12 protein-coding genes and 1 other RNA gene are annotated in these 15,218 nt (G+C 58.2%); 2 read left to right on the forward strand and 11 right to left on the reverse strand.

All coding sequences use genetic code 11. The annotated features are described in order from the left end of the window. Window positions 1–4: 4 nt before the first annotated feature. From JOD69_RS18585 to JOD69_RS18595, 3 genes are read right to left on the reverse strand one after another with little or no spacing between them, the layout of a single operon-like run. Window positions 5–931 (reverse strand): Na(+)-translocating NADH-quinone reductase subunit C, encoded by a 927-nt coding sequence (locus JOD69_RS18585; protein ID WP_077728808.1) that lies wholly within the window; start codon window positions 929–931, stop codon window positions 5–7. Then, window positions 924–2,129 (reverse strand): NADH:ubiquinone reductase (Na(+)-transporting) subunit B, encoded by a 1,206-nt coding sequence (locus JOD69_RS18590; RefSeq protein ID WP_086134334.1) that lies wholly within the window; start codon window positions 2,127–2,129, stop codon window positions 924–926. The genes JOD69_RS18585 and JOD69_RS18590 overlap by 8 nt, the downstream gene beginning before the upstream one ends. Continuing rightward, entirely contained in the window at window positions 2,129–3,487 is a 1,359-nt protein-coding gene (locus JOD69_RS18595; protein ID WP_086134333.1) for a Na(+)-translocating NADH-quinone reductase subunit A, read from the reverse strand. Before JOD69_RS18595 ends, JOD69_RS18590 begins: the two co-directional genes overlap by 1 nt. 623 nt (window positions 3,488–4,110) lie before the next feature. Here JOD69_RS18595 and rnpB point away from each other — a divergent pair. Further along, an RNA gene (rnpB, locus tag JOD69_RS18600) (RNase P RNA component class A) lies at window positions 4,111–4,480 on the forward strand. 73 nt (window positions 4,481–4,553) lie between these two features. Here the strand turns inward: rnpB and JOD69_RS18605 are convergent. From JOD69_RS18605 to JOD69_RS18625, 5 genes are all read right to left on the reverse strand, one after another. Further along, a complete protein-coding gene (locus tag JOD69_RS18605; protein WP_210024150.1) occupies window positions 4,554–6,890 on the reverse strand; it encodes a nitric oxide reductase activation protein NorD in 2,337 nt (778 codons plus the stop codon). Window positions 6,891–6,929: 39 nt separating this feature from the next. Then, complete coding sequence (locus tag JOD69_RS18610) at window positions 6,930–7,730, reverse strand: CbbQ/NirQ/NorQ/GpvN family protein (protein WP_077728796.1); 801 nt, start codon at window positions 7,728–7,730, stop codon at window positions 6,930–6,932. A 13-nt stretch (window positions 7,731–7,743) separates the two neighbouring features. Next, window positions 7,744–8,646: an alpha/beta hydrolase gene (locus JOD69_RS18615; RefSeq protein ID WP_210024151.1), complete on the reverse strand. Its 903-nt coding sequence runs from the start codon at window positions 8,644–8,646 to the stop codon at window positions 7,744–7,746. Between the two features lie 95 nt (window positions 8,647–8,741). Next, complete coding sequence (locus JOD69_RS18620) at window positions 8,742–9,101, reverse strand: ribulose bisphosphate carboxylase small subunit (protein WP_077728794.1); 360 nt, start codon at window positions 9,099–9,101, stop codon at window positions 8,742–8,744. Window positions 9,102–9,225: 124 nt separating this feature from the next. Continuing rightward, complete coding sequence (locus JOD69_RS18625; RefSeq protein ID WP_077728793.1) at window positions 9,226–10,647, reverse strand: form I ribulose bisphosphate carboxylase large subunit; 1,422 nt, start codon at window positions 10,645–10,647, stop codon at window positions 9,226–9,228. A gap of 575 nt (window positions 10,648–11,222) precedes the next feature. Between JOD69_RS18625 and JOD69_RS18630 the strand changes: the two genes are divergently transcribed. Continuing rightward, the gene (locus JOD69_RS18630; protein ID WP_086134330.1) at window positions 11,223–11,906 is read left to right on the forward strand and encodes a VPLPA-CTERM sorting domain-containing protein; all 684 of its coding nucleotides are present in this window, start codon (window positions 11,223–11,225) and stop codon (window positions 11,904–11,906) included. Window positions 11,907–12,152: 246 nt separating this feature from the next. Here the strand turns inward: JOD69_RS18630 and JOD69_RS25285 are convergent, their stop codons facing one another. The 3 genes from JOD69_RS25285 to accC are packed head-to-tail and all read right to left on the reverse strand — an operon-like array spanning window position 12,153 to window position 15,181. Then, a complete protein-coding gene (locus JOD69_RS25285) occupies window positions 12,153–12,953 on the reverse strand; it encodes a zinc-ribbon and DUF3426 domain-containing protein (protein WP_077728791.1) in 801 nt (266 codons plus the stop codon). Window positions 12,954–12,956: 3 nt separating this feature from the next. Next, complete coding sequence (gene prmA, locus JOD69_RS18640; RefSeq protein ID WP_086134329.1) at window positions 12,957–13,835, reverse strand: 50S ribosomal protein L11 methyltransferase; 879 nt, start codon at window positions 13,833–13,835, stop codon at window positions 12,957–12,959. Continuing rightward, entirely contained in the window at window positions 13,835–15,181 is a 1,347-nt protein-coding gene (gene accC / locus JOD69_RS18645) for an acetyl-CoA carboxylase biotin carboxylase subunit (protein ID WP_077728789.1), read from the reverse strand. The genes prmA and accC overlap by 1 nt, the downstream gene beginning before the upstream one ends. Between the last annotated feature and the right edge of the window lie 37 nt (window positions 15,182–15,218).

Genomic DNA, 15,218 nt, shown 5'->3' on the forward strand with positions numbered 1-15,218 from the left:
CGGCTTAACCCCTCTGAGATCTAAGCTTTGCCAGATAAAGTCCGAAGCCTTCCCTGCTCATCCAGTAGCTCACCAGGTTGCTGACGCCGCGGCTCGTGAGCGTAGCGCCCGCGAGCGCATCCACTTGGTATTCCGAGCCCGGCTTGGACGGATCGACGGAGCCCTTTACGAGGCCCAATGCGACTTCGCCGATCTCGATCTGCTGTCCCTTCTCGGTCAAGTTGCTCTCGTGCAATTCCTTGCCGGTGAAGTTGTACACTTTCTTTCCTTTCCAAAGCGCCTTCCATTTCGGATTCACCACCTCGCCGCCCAGGCCGGGAGTTTCCGCCTGATCGTAAAGATTGAGGCCAATAACCGTCTGCGCATCGGCTTGCAGCGCCATAAAACCGTACATGGTGGACCACAACCCGTAACCGCTGACCGGCAGGATCACCGACTTCAATTGGCCGCCCTCCTTGACCAAGTAGACCTTGGCGTATTTGGGCTTGCGCTTGATATTGGCGATATCCTTTTCCGGCGGTATGGCCTCGCTCATCGCCGGATCCTTGGCTGCCTTGCGCTGATCGAAGGTTTTCGGATCGATCGAATCGACGTAATCGCCCGTTGCCAAGTCGACGACTTTCGGCTCGATATTCTTGAAGGCCTCGTCGACCTTGGTTCCTTCATCCAACAGGCCCGCCACCTCGAGAATGTTGACTTTTTCGTCCTTGGACTTATTGCTTTCCTGCAGCGGCTTGAGCGCAACGGCCGAACCCGATACCAATACCGCTCCGACCAGGCACAATGCGAAAGCGACGGCGAGCGTTTTCTGGAAACTGTCGTTCGGCAGCACCAGAATCTTCTGCGCGTACTCGTTCGCTTTTTCGATGAAGCCGGCGATCTTATCGGACACCTGCGTTCCCGCTGTGTTGGGATTTGCTGAATCAGGCATGACGTCTAACCCTTCTCGTGATATTCGCTTTAATTACGGCGTAGTCGATCAGCGGCGCGAAAATGTTGGCGAACAGGATGGCCAGCATGATGCCCTCCGGGAAAGCCGGATTGACGACGCGGATCAGCACGGTCATGAAACCGATCAAGGCGCCGAAAACCCAACGCCCGGCATTGGTATGCGCCGCGCTGACCGGATCGGTGGCCATATACACCGTGCCGAAAGCGAAGCCGCCCAGAGTCAAATGCCAGTACCAGGGCATCGCGAACATGGCATTGGAATCGCTGCCGACGATGTTGAACAAGGTGGACGTTGCGACCATGCCGACCAGGACGCCGGCCATGATCCGCCACGAGGCGATGCGCGTGTAGATCAGGAATGCGGCGCCGATCAGACAGGCCAGGGTCGAGGTCTCGCCCAGCGAGCCTTGCTCGAAACCGACGAAGGTCTGCCACCAAGAGATGCCGCCCGCCGTGATCGCGTCGACGCCTCCCAAGGCTCCGAAGCCCAGAGCGGTCGCGCCGCTGAATCCGTCTACCGCGGTCCATACCGCGTCGCCCGACATGGAAGCCGGATAGGCGAAATACAGAAATGCGCGGCCGGTGAGCGCCGGATTCAGGAAGTTCTTGCCGGTGCCGCCGAAAATTTCCTTGCCGATCACGACGCCGAACGAAATGCCGATGGCCACCTGCCACAAAGGCGTATTGGGCGGCAGCGTCAACGCGAACAGGATGGACGATACGAAGAAACCTTCGTTTACATCATGCTTCCGGACGACGGCGAACAAGACTTCCCATATACCGCCCGCCACGAGCGTGACGATATAGATCGGGAAAAAATACAAGGCGCCGTGCATCACGACGGAAATCGGATTGACCGGGTTGTAGCCGAAAACGTCCATGATGGCACCGCGCCAGCCGGGTGCCGAGGCGATACCCATGCTCTCCATGGCCGAGTTGGCCTGATAGCCGGTGTTGAACAGCGCCATCAGCAAACACGGCAGAGCCGCGATCCAGACGTAGGTCATGACCCGCTTCAAATCGACTGCGTCGCGGACGTGAACCCCGCCAGCCGTCACATCGGGAGGGCTATAGAGAAAGGTGTCGACCATCTCATAGATCGGATAGAGCTTCTCCAGCCGACCGCCATGCGCGAAGTACGGATGTATCTTGTCTAAGAATTGCCTAGTACGAGACATTAGCCTTCCTTCTCAATTTGGGTAAGATTCTTGCGAAGCACCGGGCCGAAATCGTGCTTGCCCGGATCGACGAAGGTGCAAAGCGCCAGGTCTTCTTCGTCCAGTTCGAGACAACCCAAGGCCTGCGCCGTATCGGTGTCGCCCACGATCAGCGAGCGCAGCAATTGCGTCGGCAGAATGTCCATGGGCATGACCTCTTCGTAGACGCCGACCGGCACGATAGCTCTCGCGCTGCCATATTTGGCGCTGGTGAAAGCGAACTTGCGCCCCTGTTCTTTGGGAAGACTGGATAAAAGCACGTTCAGGAAAGAGTACTTGTCGCGATCCGGTACTACCCACCCCATGAACTCTCTTTGCCGCCCTTCCTCGATGACGCTGACCTGATTGTGATAGCGCCCGAGATAGTCCGACCATCCTTCCGCCTTCTGGCCGCACAGTATGGACCCCGAAATCACGCGTGCTTCCTTATCCGCAACGGTTTCATTTCGAACCAAATCGCTCAGATTGGCGCCCAGCCGAGTGCGGATCAAACGGGGGCGCTCGACCATCGGCCCGGCGAGAGAAACGACTCGCTCCACGTTCAATCGGCCGGTGGTGAACAGGCTACCGATCGCCATGACGGCTTGATAGTCGAGATGCCAGACTATCTTGGTAGCGCTGACGGGATCGAGATAATGGATATGGGTACCCACGAGACCGGCGGGGTGCGGCCCGTCGAACTCCGCGATCTCGATCTTGTTACTGTCTCCGGAAGGCAGGGAATGATTCGGCGCCGTGCAGAGATAAACCTTCCCCTCGGTCAGCTTGGAAACGACAGTCAGTCCGTTTTTGAAGTCTTGAACCCGTTCCTGAATGATGACATCCGGCCGAGCGGCCAATGGGTTGGTGTCGATCGCCGTCACAAAAATGGAATGGGGCGCCGTATCGGGATCGGGAACCTTGCTGTAGGGGCGGGTTCGAAGAGAGGTCCACAAGCCGGAAGCCAGCAGGTTCTCTTTTACTTGCTCGACAGTCAGATCGGCGAGTTTGGATTGGTCGTATGATTGAAACTGAACGCTGTCATCGCCGTCCAACTCGATGACCACGGATTGAAGCACGCGTTTGGCGCCGCGATTGATCGCCTTGACCACGCCGCTCCCGGGCGAGGTGAACAAAACCTTGGGATACTGTTTATCCGAAAACAGCGCGTCACCGAGCCTGACCCGGTCTCCCTCCGAAACATTCATGGAGGGCTTCAATCCGACATAATCCAAGCCCAGTAACGCTACGGATTTAACAACGTTACCGTCGTCGTGTATCGTTTGCTCGGGCTCCCCAGTGATCGGCAGATTCAAGCCTTTCTTTGTTCTGATTAGCATATATACGCCTGTGGATCGCACAAATTGACGGCCAAACCACCCCTCTCGCATTCCTGCAACAGGTTCGAAGAAGACGGTAGAGGGAGTGCTAAGATGTATTCGGCTTAAGGCGCGCCGAGAGAGTGCCACGAGTTTATTCAAAACGTCGCGCCTCAAATCGAAGCTGCGCGTAGCGAGAGGTATGCTCGGCGTTTCCCTAAGACTTAGGTAAACCGTCTGGTATTAGAACACAAATACCCGAGGGGCTCAACGCGCGGAGTTCTTGAATCAGAAGGAAAAACGGGGGCCGAGACTCTAATTTTGGTTACAGGACTGTTTCAAAATTCAGCACAAAAAAAAGGGCCTTAGCAAAGCTTCGGCCCTGACAACATCCCAGAGGATTAAGAGGTCTTAAACGCAATGTCGCTAACCCGGAGAATGCTATAACAAGTTCCAAAGAGGAGATGGAGGTAAATCAACTTAGCGTTCTCGCGTGGTCAAAATACTAGCCTCAACCGGACGGTACGATTTTGACTTAAATCAACAAACGCCCGCTTTTCTGTCGTTTCGACAAAAGATTCGAAACAGTGGCGTAACCGCTCGGTTACTAGCCACTCGACCGATCTCTTAATACAATACCTTCGGGAGTTGGCCAGACAGTCGCTGCCCACGTCGTCGACGCGGGGAGAGGAAAGTCCGGGCTCCACAGGGCAAGGCGCCAGGTAATGCCTGGGAGGCGCAAGCCTACGGAAAGTGCCACAGAAAATATACCGCCACGGTCCTCCGGGACCGCGGTAAGGGTGAAATGGTGCGGTAAGAGCGCACCGCGCTTCCGGTAACGGAAGTGGCAGGGCAAACCCCGCCCGGAGCAAGACCAAATAGGGGGGCATTGGAGGCAACTCCTGACGTGCGGCCCGCACGGCTCCCGGGTAGGTCGCTCGAGGCGCACGGTGACGCGCGCCCTAGATGAATGACTGTCCACGACTGAACCCGGCTTATCGGCCGACTCCCCATGAATCATCGGCGTCGTTTCACGCCATATTCCCGAGCGCCTATTCCGAGATTCGGGATAGGTGCTCCTCTCAATCTATCCAGTCAAGCTAACGAACAGCGAAGGCAGGCGCTCCGGCAATCGTTGCACGTGATCCACGACGGTGTAGCGGTTGGGACCGAAGATTCTGGACACGTACTCGTCTGCCTCGGGATCGAGCGTAAGACAGTAGCTCATGACTCCGACGGTAGCCAGTTCTTCCACCGCCTTTTTGGTATCGAACCGAAGGTACTGCGGATCGCGCTCGTCGATGTCCGCGGGTTCCCCATCGGAAACCAAAAGCAGCAGTTTTTTCTGCTGCGGCTGACGCAGCAGAAACTTTCCGGCGTGGCGCAGCGCCGCCCCCATCCGGGTCGAAAGCCCTCCCTGCATGCCCGCCAATCTCGCCTTTGCCTGATCGTCGAAGGGCTGATCGAAATCCTTGAAACGGTAATACTGCACGTCGTGCCGCCCGTCCGAAGCAAACCCGTGGATGGCGAAGGGATCGCCAATACCGTCGATAGCCCAGGCCAGCAGGGTCGTCGCCTCCCGCGCAAGCTGAATCACGGCGCGATCCGATCCCGGCAGGGTCTCGTTGGTCGACTCCGATAGATCCAGCAGTACCAGCACCGCCAGATCCCGCGTCTTGCGGATATAGCGGATATTGATGCGCGGGTCCGGCATCTCACCCATGCGGATGTCGATCATGGCGCGAATGGCGGCGTTGAGATCGATCTCGTCGCCGTCCTCCTGCCGCCGCTGGCGGACCAAACCCCGCGGCTGCAAGGCATCGATGATGTGCTTGAGGCGGCTGGCGACGGGCTTGTACTCCACCAGGATCTGCTCGATCAGTTCCTGCTCCCCCCTGGGCTGCCGTTTTTCCAAAACGGTCGCCCAATTGGGGCGGTGCAACTGTACCTGGTAGTCCCACTCGGGGTAATGATAAGGATCGCTGACCGGCTCCTTGCCTTCCAGTTCATTGATGGTGCAGCCTTCCTGATCCAAATGGAACGGCGTCTCCAGGGTCCAGACCTCCTGGGCATCGTCCCCCGCCAGTTCGCAGTCCACCTCGTTGACCATCTCCATGACCGAAACCTTCCTGCGGACCTGGCGCTCGCTGGCCGGTGCGTATTCCGCCTGTTCCCAGAACTGCTCGGCGAACGCCCAGATGAACCGGTTGTCGTCGCGGTACGGGATAGCTATGCCCTCCAGGATGCGCAACGACGGGAGCGCGAGTCGATCCTTGACCTTGTTATATAGCGTTACACCCAGATCCCAGCTGATTTGGTTGTCATCAGGACGAGCCGCAAAGACTTCCCGGAAGGCCGCTACCGTCTCCCGAATCAGGCTATCCTCGGTTTCGAGTTCCGCATCGAGCAGCGCATGGGCCAAGCGCTCCAAGAAAGACAGAGCGGGATCGCGGCTTTCCCGACCTTCGGCATCCGCCTCATGCAACGGAAGCCAGAGCTGCCGGAGCCCTGGAAACTGCCGGATGGCCAGATGCTCGACACGGGCATCCTCGATCAGACCGATCATGAACATCTGCACCGGATTCAACGCTTCCGCCGAGATCGGCTTCTTGGTGTAGGCGAGATGCGCGGCGGCGTGGGCGCAGGCAGCACGGTACAGCTCCTTGCCGGAAATGCCGCCGTAATCGTCGAAAGCATCGGGCAGGTAGATGACCGGAAACTCGATGAAAGGCTTGAGTCCTTCGCGCGTTTCATAATCGCCGGCCGTCGGGCGCAAATGGAAATCGCGGCCCCACAACGCGCGCAGATAGAAGTTCAGCTTGCGCTGGGTATCGACGAACAGCGTGCCGCGGCGTTCCTTCTGGAGCACCGCGAGGCTGTCCGCCGTTTCGAGACCGAAATATTTGGCCAGGTTTTCGAAATCGCGCCCGTGCGCCTGTGCGCCCCAGAGCGCCCAGCGGCGCAGCCCGCCCAGCGTCAACTTATCGAATAGCTGGTCGAGGTGCTGAAGCATCGGGCGCAATCCGCGTGGTGCTTTCGCCGAAAGCTGATGGACCAGGGCCAGATACTGGCGCAGCAAGTCGGCATCGCCCAGCCGGCTGGCCGCCGTGGGCAGGCTGTCGAACAGCGCGGCGATCACGCCCCCGCTGACCATGGAGGCCAGCTTCATCACCGAGGTCACCACATCGGGAATGATTTCGTCGCCCACTTCCTTGGCGACCAGGGGCATTTCCTGGATATAGGACACCACCAGTTCGGACCCGCGTCCCAGTTCCGAAAGCACGCGGGCACCCTCGATATAATTGCGCAAGCCGCCCGGCGACATCACCCGCCCCGCTTCGTGGAAGCTGGCCTCTAGGGTGTCCTTGATATGCGGCTCGACCCGCTCCAGGTATTCGCGGTAGTCTTCCAGGTTGATGCTCATGGCTCGCCTCGTCTTGCCCCGCAGCGGCTTAGTCCTTTTTTAGAAAAACGTAGCAACCGCTGCGTCCAGAGTATCCCGCATGTCCGGATCATCGGTCAGGGGGCGAACCAAGGTCATCTGACATGCCGCCCTCGGTTCGACGCCCTTCGCGATCAGCTGCCCCGCATACACTAGAAGACGCGTCGAAATTCCCTCGTCCAAACCATGGCCCTTGAGATTGCGGGCTCGATGAGCAATCTGCACCAGCTTCTCTGCGGTTTTCGGGTCGACGCCGGTTTCGTGGGAAATCACTTCGGTTTCCACTTCGGTCTTCGGGTAATTGAAATCCAGGGCGCCGAAGCGTTGCTTGGTGGATTGCTTCAAGTCCTTCAAAAGGTTTTGATAGCCGGGATTGTAGGAAATGACCAACTGGAAATCGGGATGCGCATGCACCAACTCGCCTTTCTTGTCGAGCGGCATGGTCCGGCGATGATCGGTCAAAGGGTGTATGACCACCGTCGTGTCCTGGCGCGCTTCGACCACCTCGTCCAGGTAACAAATCGCACCGATCCTGGCCGCCGTGGTCAATGGCCCGTCCTGCCAGCGCGTGCCGGTGGCGTCGAGCAGGAAACGTCCAATCAGGTCGGAGGCCGTCATGTCCTCGTTGCAGGCGACGGTAATCAACGGCCGCTTCAGCTTCCAAGCCATGAACTCGATGAAACGGGTCTTGCCGCAACCGGTCGGGCCTTTCAGCATGACCGGCATCCGCGCGGCATAGGCGGCCTCGAATAACTCGATCTCGTTAGAGACCGGCCGGTAATAGGGTTGTTCTTCGATAAAATACTGTTCGGAGATGGTCATCGCTCAATCCTCTTCACGGATTTCCACGTTTTATCGACTCGATTAACGTTTTGATAATTTCGTCCGCACGGTTTATCGGCAGAGAAAAATGGCCCTCGCCCGGAAATGTAAAAACCTGAGCGTGGGGAAGTCGTTCGGCGAGCGCCAGCGTGTGGGATAACGGCACGGTAACATCCGCTTCGCCGTGCCAGAACGTAGTCGGCATTCGGATCTGCGCGAGGTCAATCCCCCAGTCGTGAGCATACAAAATCATGTCCTGTACTGCTCCCTCCCCGCCCGAACGCAAGGCCTCCCGCACCGAGGCGCAGAGGGCCGCTTTAATCTCCGGGCGCGTCAAGGTCGACCGGTCGGAAGCCGGACTGCCTAAAGCCAGTAGAGACAGCGCCACTTCGGGGCTTCGGAAAATCAGGCGTCCGAGGAACTCTCCGTAAATCAAACGCAGCATCCGGGGTGCGCTACGGGCCGCGCCGAATCCGAACCGTGCCGGCCAATGCATAGCCTGCGTCGCTTCCGGATCTTCCAATAGCCCGAGACCGCAGATGATCCCGACCGCCTGTACCCGGTCCGGCAGCTGCGCGGCGAGGGCCAGCCCGTAAGGTCCCCCGCCGGACGTGCCCAGCACTGAGAACCGTTCGATGCCGAGAGAATCAGCCAATTGAGCGACGTCGTCAGCCCAACTCCCGATAGTGCGCGCCGGCTTCAAATCCGACAGTCCGTAGCCGGGACGATCGGGGGCGATAATGCGTGCCCGCTGACGTTCGGCCGCCTGCGCAATGAGGACGCTCTCCAGCCGGGAGGCGGGGAACCCGTGGCAGTAGACGACCGGTAACCCGGCGGAATAGCCGACCTCGGCGAAGCCGAGCCTGCGCCCGTCCTCGAGCGTCATGGTCTGATCGAGCTGCTTGCTTGAATCCATGCTTTCTTGAACCATCAAGCCAGAACACCCCTTTCATAAAAAAGCCCCGGACTGTATTCGCAGACCGGGGCTTTCGAACCTGAGCCTCGTAAGGCCTAGGCTTTGATCGGCCCCCGGTAAATCACCATGGCAGCGCCTTGCGACTGCTTGAAGTTGTCGTAGCCGACCAACCGCACATGGTTGTTCGGATGCGCCTTATGACAGGCCTCCGCTTCCGCCAGAATACGGTCCACATCGGTTTCGCCGAACATCGGCAACTTCCACATATACCAGTAGTGGTCGAAGGCGTTCTCCGGTTCGGTATGCTCGATGGCCGGATTCCAGCCCTTGCTGACGATGTATTCCACCTGTTTTCGGATATTGGCGGCGTCCATCGGCGGCAAATAGGAGAAAGTTTCGAATTTTCGGCTCGAAACATCGGTCAGGCTGGATTTGTAATCTTGCATTTCACTCATGATTGTTCCAATCCTCGTTCATTGATCGCTTGAGCAATCCCTTCCCGTTTCAGAGGGGACTGCTTTCTAGCGACGTTCGGTTCTTCAACGGTATCGCTTCAAATCAGTCGGACTGTCCGGGCGATTACTTGTGCGCCACGTCGAGTTTGTCAACCGTATCGAACTCGAACTTGATTTCCTTCCAGGTTTCCAATGCAGCCTTGAGCTCGGGGCTGTCCTTGGCCGCGGATGTCAGAATCTCCTTGCCTTCTTTCTCGAGCTGACGGCCCTGGTTGCGGGCTTCGACGCAAGCTTCCAGAGCAACGCGGTTGGCTGCGGCGCCCGCCGCGTTGCCCCACGGATGGCCGAGAGTACCGCCGCCGAACTGGAACACGGCGTCATCGCCGAAAATCGACAACAGCGCCGGCATGTGCCAGACATGGATACCGCCCGAAGCGACGGCGAACGCTCCCGGCATGGCGCCCCAATCCTGATCGAAGAAGATGCCTCTAGAGCGGTCCTCCTTGATGTAGCGCTCGCGAAGCAGATCGATCCAGCCCAAGGTGGACGCCCGATCGCCTTCCAGCTTGCCGACGACGGTGCCGGTGTGCAGGTGATCGCCGCCCGATAGTCTCAGAATCTTGGTCAACACACGGAAATGGATGCCATGATTCGGGTTGCGGTCGATCACGGCGTGCATGGCACGGTGGATATGCAGGAGAACGCCGTTGTCGCGGCACCAGTTGGCAAGACCCGTATTGGCGCAGAACCCTCCGGTAATGTAGTCGTGCATGATGATGGGCGCACCGATTTCCTTGGCGTATTCCGCACGCTTGTACATTTCTTCCGGGGTCGGCGCGGTCACGTTCAGGTAATGGCCCTTGCGTTCCCCCGTTTCGCGCTCCGCCTTATGGATGGCTTCCATGACGAAATCGAAGCGTTGCTTCCAGCGCATGAACGGCTGGCTGTTTACGTTCTCGTCATCCTTGGTGAAGTCCAGGCCGCCGCGCAGGCACTCGTAAACCGCGCGTCCGTAGTTCTTCGCGGACAGCCCCAGTTTCGGCTTGATGGTGCAGCCCAAGAGCGGGCGGCCGTACTTGTTCATGATGTCGCGCTCGACCTGAATGCCGTGGGGCGGACCGCCGCAGGTCATCACATAAGCGATTGGGAAGCGCACGTCTTCCAGGCGCAATCCGCGGACGGCCTTGAAGCCGAACACGTTGCCGACCAGAGAAGTGAAAACGTTTACCACCGACCCTTCCTCGAACAGATCGATCGGATAAGCGATGAAGGCATAGAACTGCTCGTCGCTGCCCGGAACGTCTTCGATGCGGTAGGCGCGGCCTTTGTAATAGTCGAGATCGGTCAGAAGGTCGGTCCAAACCGTAGTCCAGGTGCCGGTGGACGATTCTGCGGCGACTGCCGCTGCCGCTTCCTCGCGAGGCACGCCAGGCTGAGGCGTAATTTTGAATACGGCCAAGATATCGGTATCCGCCGGGGTGTAATCCGGCATCCAGTAGGTCTCGCGGTATTCTTTTACGCCCGCGCTATAGGTCTTTACAGCCATACTTTCCTCCTACCACATCTGTGGATTGTTCTCAGGAATGTTTTTCTGGTCCTACTTGGACCGCAAATCGTATTGTCCTTTCACAGCGAGGAACTATAAGCCGTTCCGTTCATAAAAAAAATTCAGTTGTTATGATTACTGTAATAAGACTTACTTATACTAAATGACCAACGTTTGGAGCCCTGACACAAAGGAATGCCCCACGGTCGCCGGATAGAATAAGCCAAGAACTTTCGGCGCTCCAAGGAAGACTTGCCCGATTCGGACGCGAATCGGCTGTTGTCTCAAACGGCGCACACCGCCCAATCGCTTCGCCTTCGTTCCGTCGCCTCCTCCCTCGGAATACAACTTCAACCGTCGAAACCGGCTTCCCGCTCTCTCAAATGCTTCGAAGGCATCCGTCGCAAACGTGAGACGGAACGTAAAACCTTGCTCACAATCGGGAACTCTGGCGATTCAAGTGCGTCAACACCGTTACGGGCTCACGCTCGTAACCGGGATCAGGGATAGTCCGGATAGACCCGGTTTGTATCCGCCCACCGAATTGGCCAAACTGGATTTTCAAGGAGAGAATCATGAGACTCGCACCGCTTTATTTGGGAGCGGCATTGGCCGTGACGGGCCAATCCCAGGCAGCATCCTATTTCCTGGACCAAACGAACATCGACCAAGCCCCCTTTACCGACGGAACGAATTACTTGACGGTGAATGTGGGCACATCGGGGAACGATGTTACCTTTGACGTCGATGCACTGAATGATCCGGGCCAGCCATTTGCGGACAAGGAATTATCCAATTTCGGCATCCAATCGTTCGGGTTCAATCTGGCAAACGGAACCAGCTTGGAATCGGACAATATCACCGGTTTACCCGCCGGCTGGAACGTCGATTTCAACCGGACACTAAACGGATTCGGCAGATTCGACGTAGTCGTGTCGGGCACCGGGAGTAACCGCCAGGAGCCGCTCAGCTTTAGCATCACCGACATCAACGGCGATACGCCCGACTCCTACCACGCCCCCTCTACCGGAACTGCGGACCAAGGAAACGCTTGGTACGCCGCCCACGTGACGGACTTTTCAGGCCCCGAACCGGCCATGAACGGCAACCAGAACGGCGAGATCACGAGCGGCTATTTCGGCGGCGGCGACGGCCCGGGAGTAGCGCCGGCACCCGTTCCGGTTCCCGGCGCGGTCTGGCTGTTCGGCTCGGCCATCGCCGGGCTGGGCCTGATCTCAAGACGTTCCCGCAAAATCTAAAGACTCGGGCTCGCATTCCGAGGTCCGTGTTTCAAGAGGATGCTAGCCAAGCGGCTGAAATAAGCCCATTTAATGCCGCCTGCCCGAAATTTAGCGGGGTGCCGATTTCTTTTCATTTCCAGGCAGGCGGCCTCGCCCATCAACAGCAAGGCTCGGGCTCGACTCACCCGTTTGCCTGTGCGCATTCTTGCAGCTGATTTGACGTCCGATAGCTATTTCGCTATCGGAAAGCATGAAAGACCCGGATCAGAGCAGTTCGAACGTGAAGCCGCCCACGTCGTTAGTGGGTTTGGCCAATAGCAAGCGAATTTCAAACGGTTTGCCGACAGGCATCAGCGAGGTTTTTTCCCCTTCGGGAAGATATTCCGCAGGCGTGAATATCCGCTCCGCCACCGGGCTTCCGTTGAGTTCGGTGAGAACCAGCTTCAGATTGGGGAGCATTTGCGGCAAGTTGGACTGATTCGCAAAGACGAGTTGGAATTCCAGTGCGTCATCGCGGGTCGAGTCCGGCCGCAAGGCGCGATCGAAAATCTGGATGCGGCGCACGTCTTTATAGGGCGGCAAAGAACAGTCGATCGTCTTGCAGGCCATGTCCAGCCAGGGACGCAGTCGTGCGCTCTGTACTATTCTGTCTCCTTCGAAAATGACCAGTTGAGCAATCAGGAGACCCAGCAGCCCGAACACGCCCAGCCCCCACAAAGCACCCGGCGTTACCGAGGACGGACCGGACTTTCCTTTGCCATGGCCTGCCCGAGCTTCCCCGTCAAACGCCTTGCTTTTGTGCTCGGTCCCCGATTGCTCGCCACCCGACTCCTCGGACAGCTCCCGCTCGAATTTTCGGAGGAGGACCGCTTCTCGATCTCCCAAAACCGGAGGTCTGGCTTGAGGCGTGTCCTCCGGAACCGCATCCTTCACGGCTTGCCCCAAGGATACTAAGACGTTGAAAACGATATGGCAGCGGTCGCAAAGCGCTTCTCCGCGTCCAGCCCGTAATTGGCCGACGCTGATGCGGTATGCGGTCTTACACTCGGGACAGCGGGTAAACACGATTCAACCTCGAAGCTTGGCGCCGGTAAGCAATGCCCATTCCTCGCGAACCACGGGGGGAGAGAAATCGAACTGCGACGCGTAGGCCGCGCGGACGTTTTCGACCTGCGTCGCCAAAATACCGGACAATGCCAAACTCCCGCCGGGCCGGACTTTTTCGCTGATTTCCGCCGCCAGTTCGATCAAAGGCGTAGCCAAAATGTTGGCGACCAGCACATCAGCGCGGACAGCGGCAAGCTCGCGCGGATACCCGAGGGCCAACCTGTCCTCCACGCCGTTCTTGCGCGCGTTTTCGTCCGAGGCGGTGAGCGCCTGGGGATCGATATCCACGCCATAGGCTTTCGCCGCACCCAGCTTCAATGCAGCCACAGCCAGAACTCCCGATCCGCAGCCGTAATCGATCACGGTCTTGCCTGCGAGATCCTGGCCGTCCAGCCATTCGAGGCAAAGCGCTGTCGTGGGATGAGTGCCGGTTCCGAAAGCCAAGCCGGGATCGAGCACTATGTTGACGGCCTCGGGTTCCGGCGGCTCGAAGCCGGTCGGACAAATCCAGAGCCTCTGGCCGAAGCGCATCGGCTGAAAATGATCCAGCCACGCTCTCTCCCATACACGGTCTTCCAAATCCTCGAGCTGATATTGAAGTACTCGCTCGCCGAATTGGTTCGCGACCGAGTTCCGTATGCGATTGGTATTGGCGTCGGCATCGAATAACCCGATCACTTTAGTCTGCCGCCAAACCGGCGTCTCCCCCGGCTTGGGTTCGAACAGAGGCTGGTCGCCGGCATCTTCGAAGCTGACGGAAACGGCGCCGAGATTCGACAAAAGATCGGAAACCGGCTCCGCCAAAGATTCATCGACCGTAATCGCCAGCTGACGCCACATCAGTGTTTCAATCCGAGCTTCTGCTCCAAATAATGGATATTCTGCCCGCCGGCATTAAAAGCCGCATCGTTGATGATATCGAGCAACAAAGGAATATTGCACTTGATACCGCCGATGACCATTTCCTGAAGCGCCATGCGGGCACGCGCGATAGCCCCGCTCCGGGTCTCGCCGTGGGCGATGAGCTTGCCGATCATCGAGTCGTAATAAGGCGGTACCCGATAGCCGTTATAGATATGCGTTTCGACCCGGATTCCAGGACCTCCGGGCATATGGAACTGCTCGATCACGCCGGGGCTCGGGATAAAACTTTGCGGATCCTCGGCGTTGATCCGGCACTCAATGGCATGGCCCCGCATCTGAACATCCTCCTGCCTGATCGCCAATACCTCGCCGGCGGCAATGCGAAGCTGCTCCTTGACGATATCGAAGCCCGTCACCATTTCCGTCACCGGATGTTCCACCTGTACCCGGGTATTCATCTCGATGAAATAAAACTGGCCGTCCTGGTAAAGAAACTCGAAGGTTCCGGCGCCCAGATAGCCGATTTCCTGACAGGCTCTGACGCAACGCTCACCAATTTGGCGACGCTGCTCCTCGGTAATGCCGGGCGCCGGCGCCTCTTCGACGACTTTCTGATGCCGACGCTGAGTGGAGCAATCGCGCTCGCCCAGATGAACCACATTCCCGTGTCCGTCGGCAATCACTTGGACCTCGATATGCCGCGGATTTTCCAGGAACTTCTCCATATAGACCATGTCGTTGCCGAATGCCGCCGCGGCCTCTCCTCGAGTCAGCGTGATGGCGCTCGGGAGATTCGCCTCGCTGTGGACGACCCGCATGCCGCGTCCTCCACCGCCGCCCGCCGCCTTGATGATGACCGGAAAACCGATTCGGCGGGCGACTTTCAGGTTTTCGTCGTGATTTTCGCTCAAAGGGCCATCCGAGCCGGGCAAACACGGGATACCCGCTTTTTTCATGGCCTCGATGGCAGACACCTTGTCTCCCATGAGCCGGATGGTCTCCGGACGAGGGCCGATGAAAATGAAACCGCTTTGGATCACTTTTTCCGCGAAGTCGGCGTTCTCCGACAAAAACCCGTAACCGGGATGGATAGCCACCGAATCGGTGACTTCGGCGGAGCTGATGATAGCCGGAATGTTGAGATAGCTTTCCTTCGACGGCGCAGGACCGATGCACACGGACTCGTCGGCGAGCCGCACGTGCTTTAGGTCGCGATCGGCCTCGGAATGCACGGCCACGGCTTTGATACCGAGTTCGCGGCAAGCACGAAGAATGCGCAGGGCGATCTCGCCCCTGTTGGCGATGAGAACTTTACCGAGCATGAACTGACACCTGGTGGATGGGCCGAATTAGAAGCAA

It is taken from the genome of Methylocaldum sp. RMAD-M (genome assembly GCF_017832375.1).
GTDB lineage: Bacteria > Pseudomonadota > Gammaproteobacteria > Methylococcales > Methylococcaceae > Methylocaldum.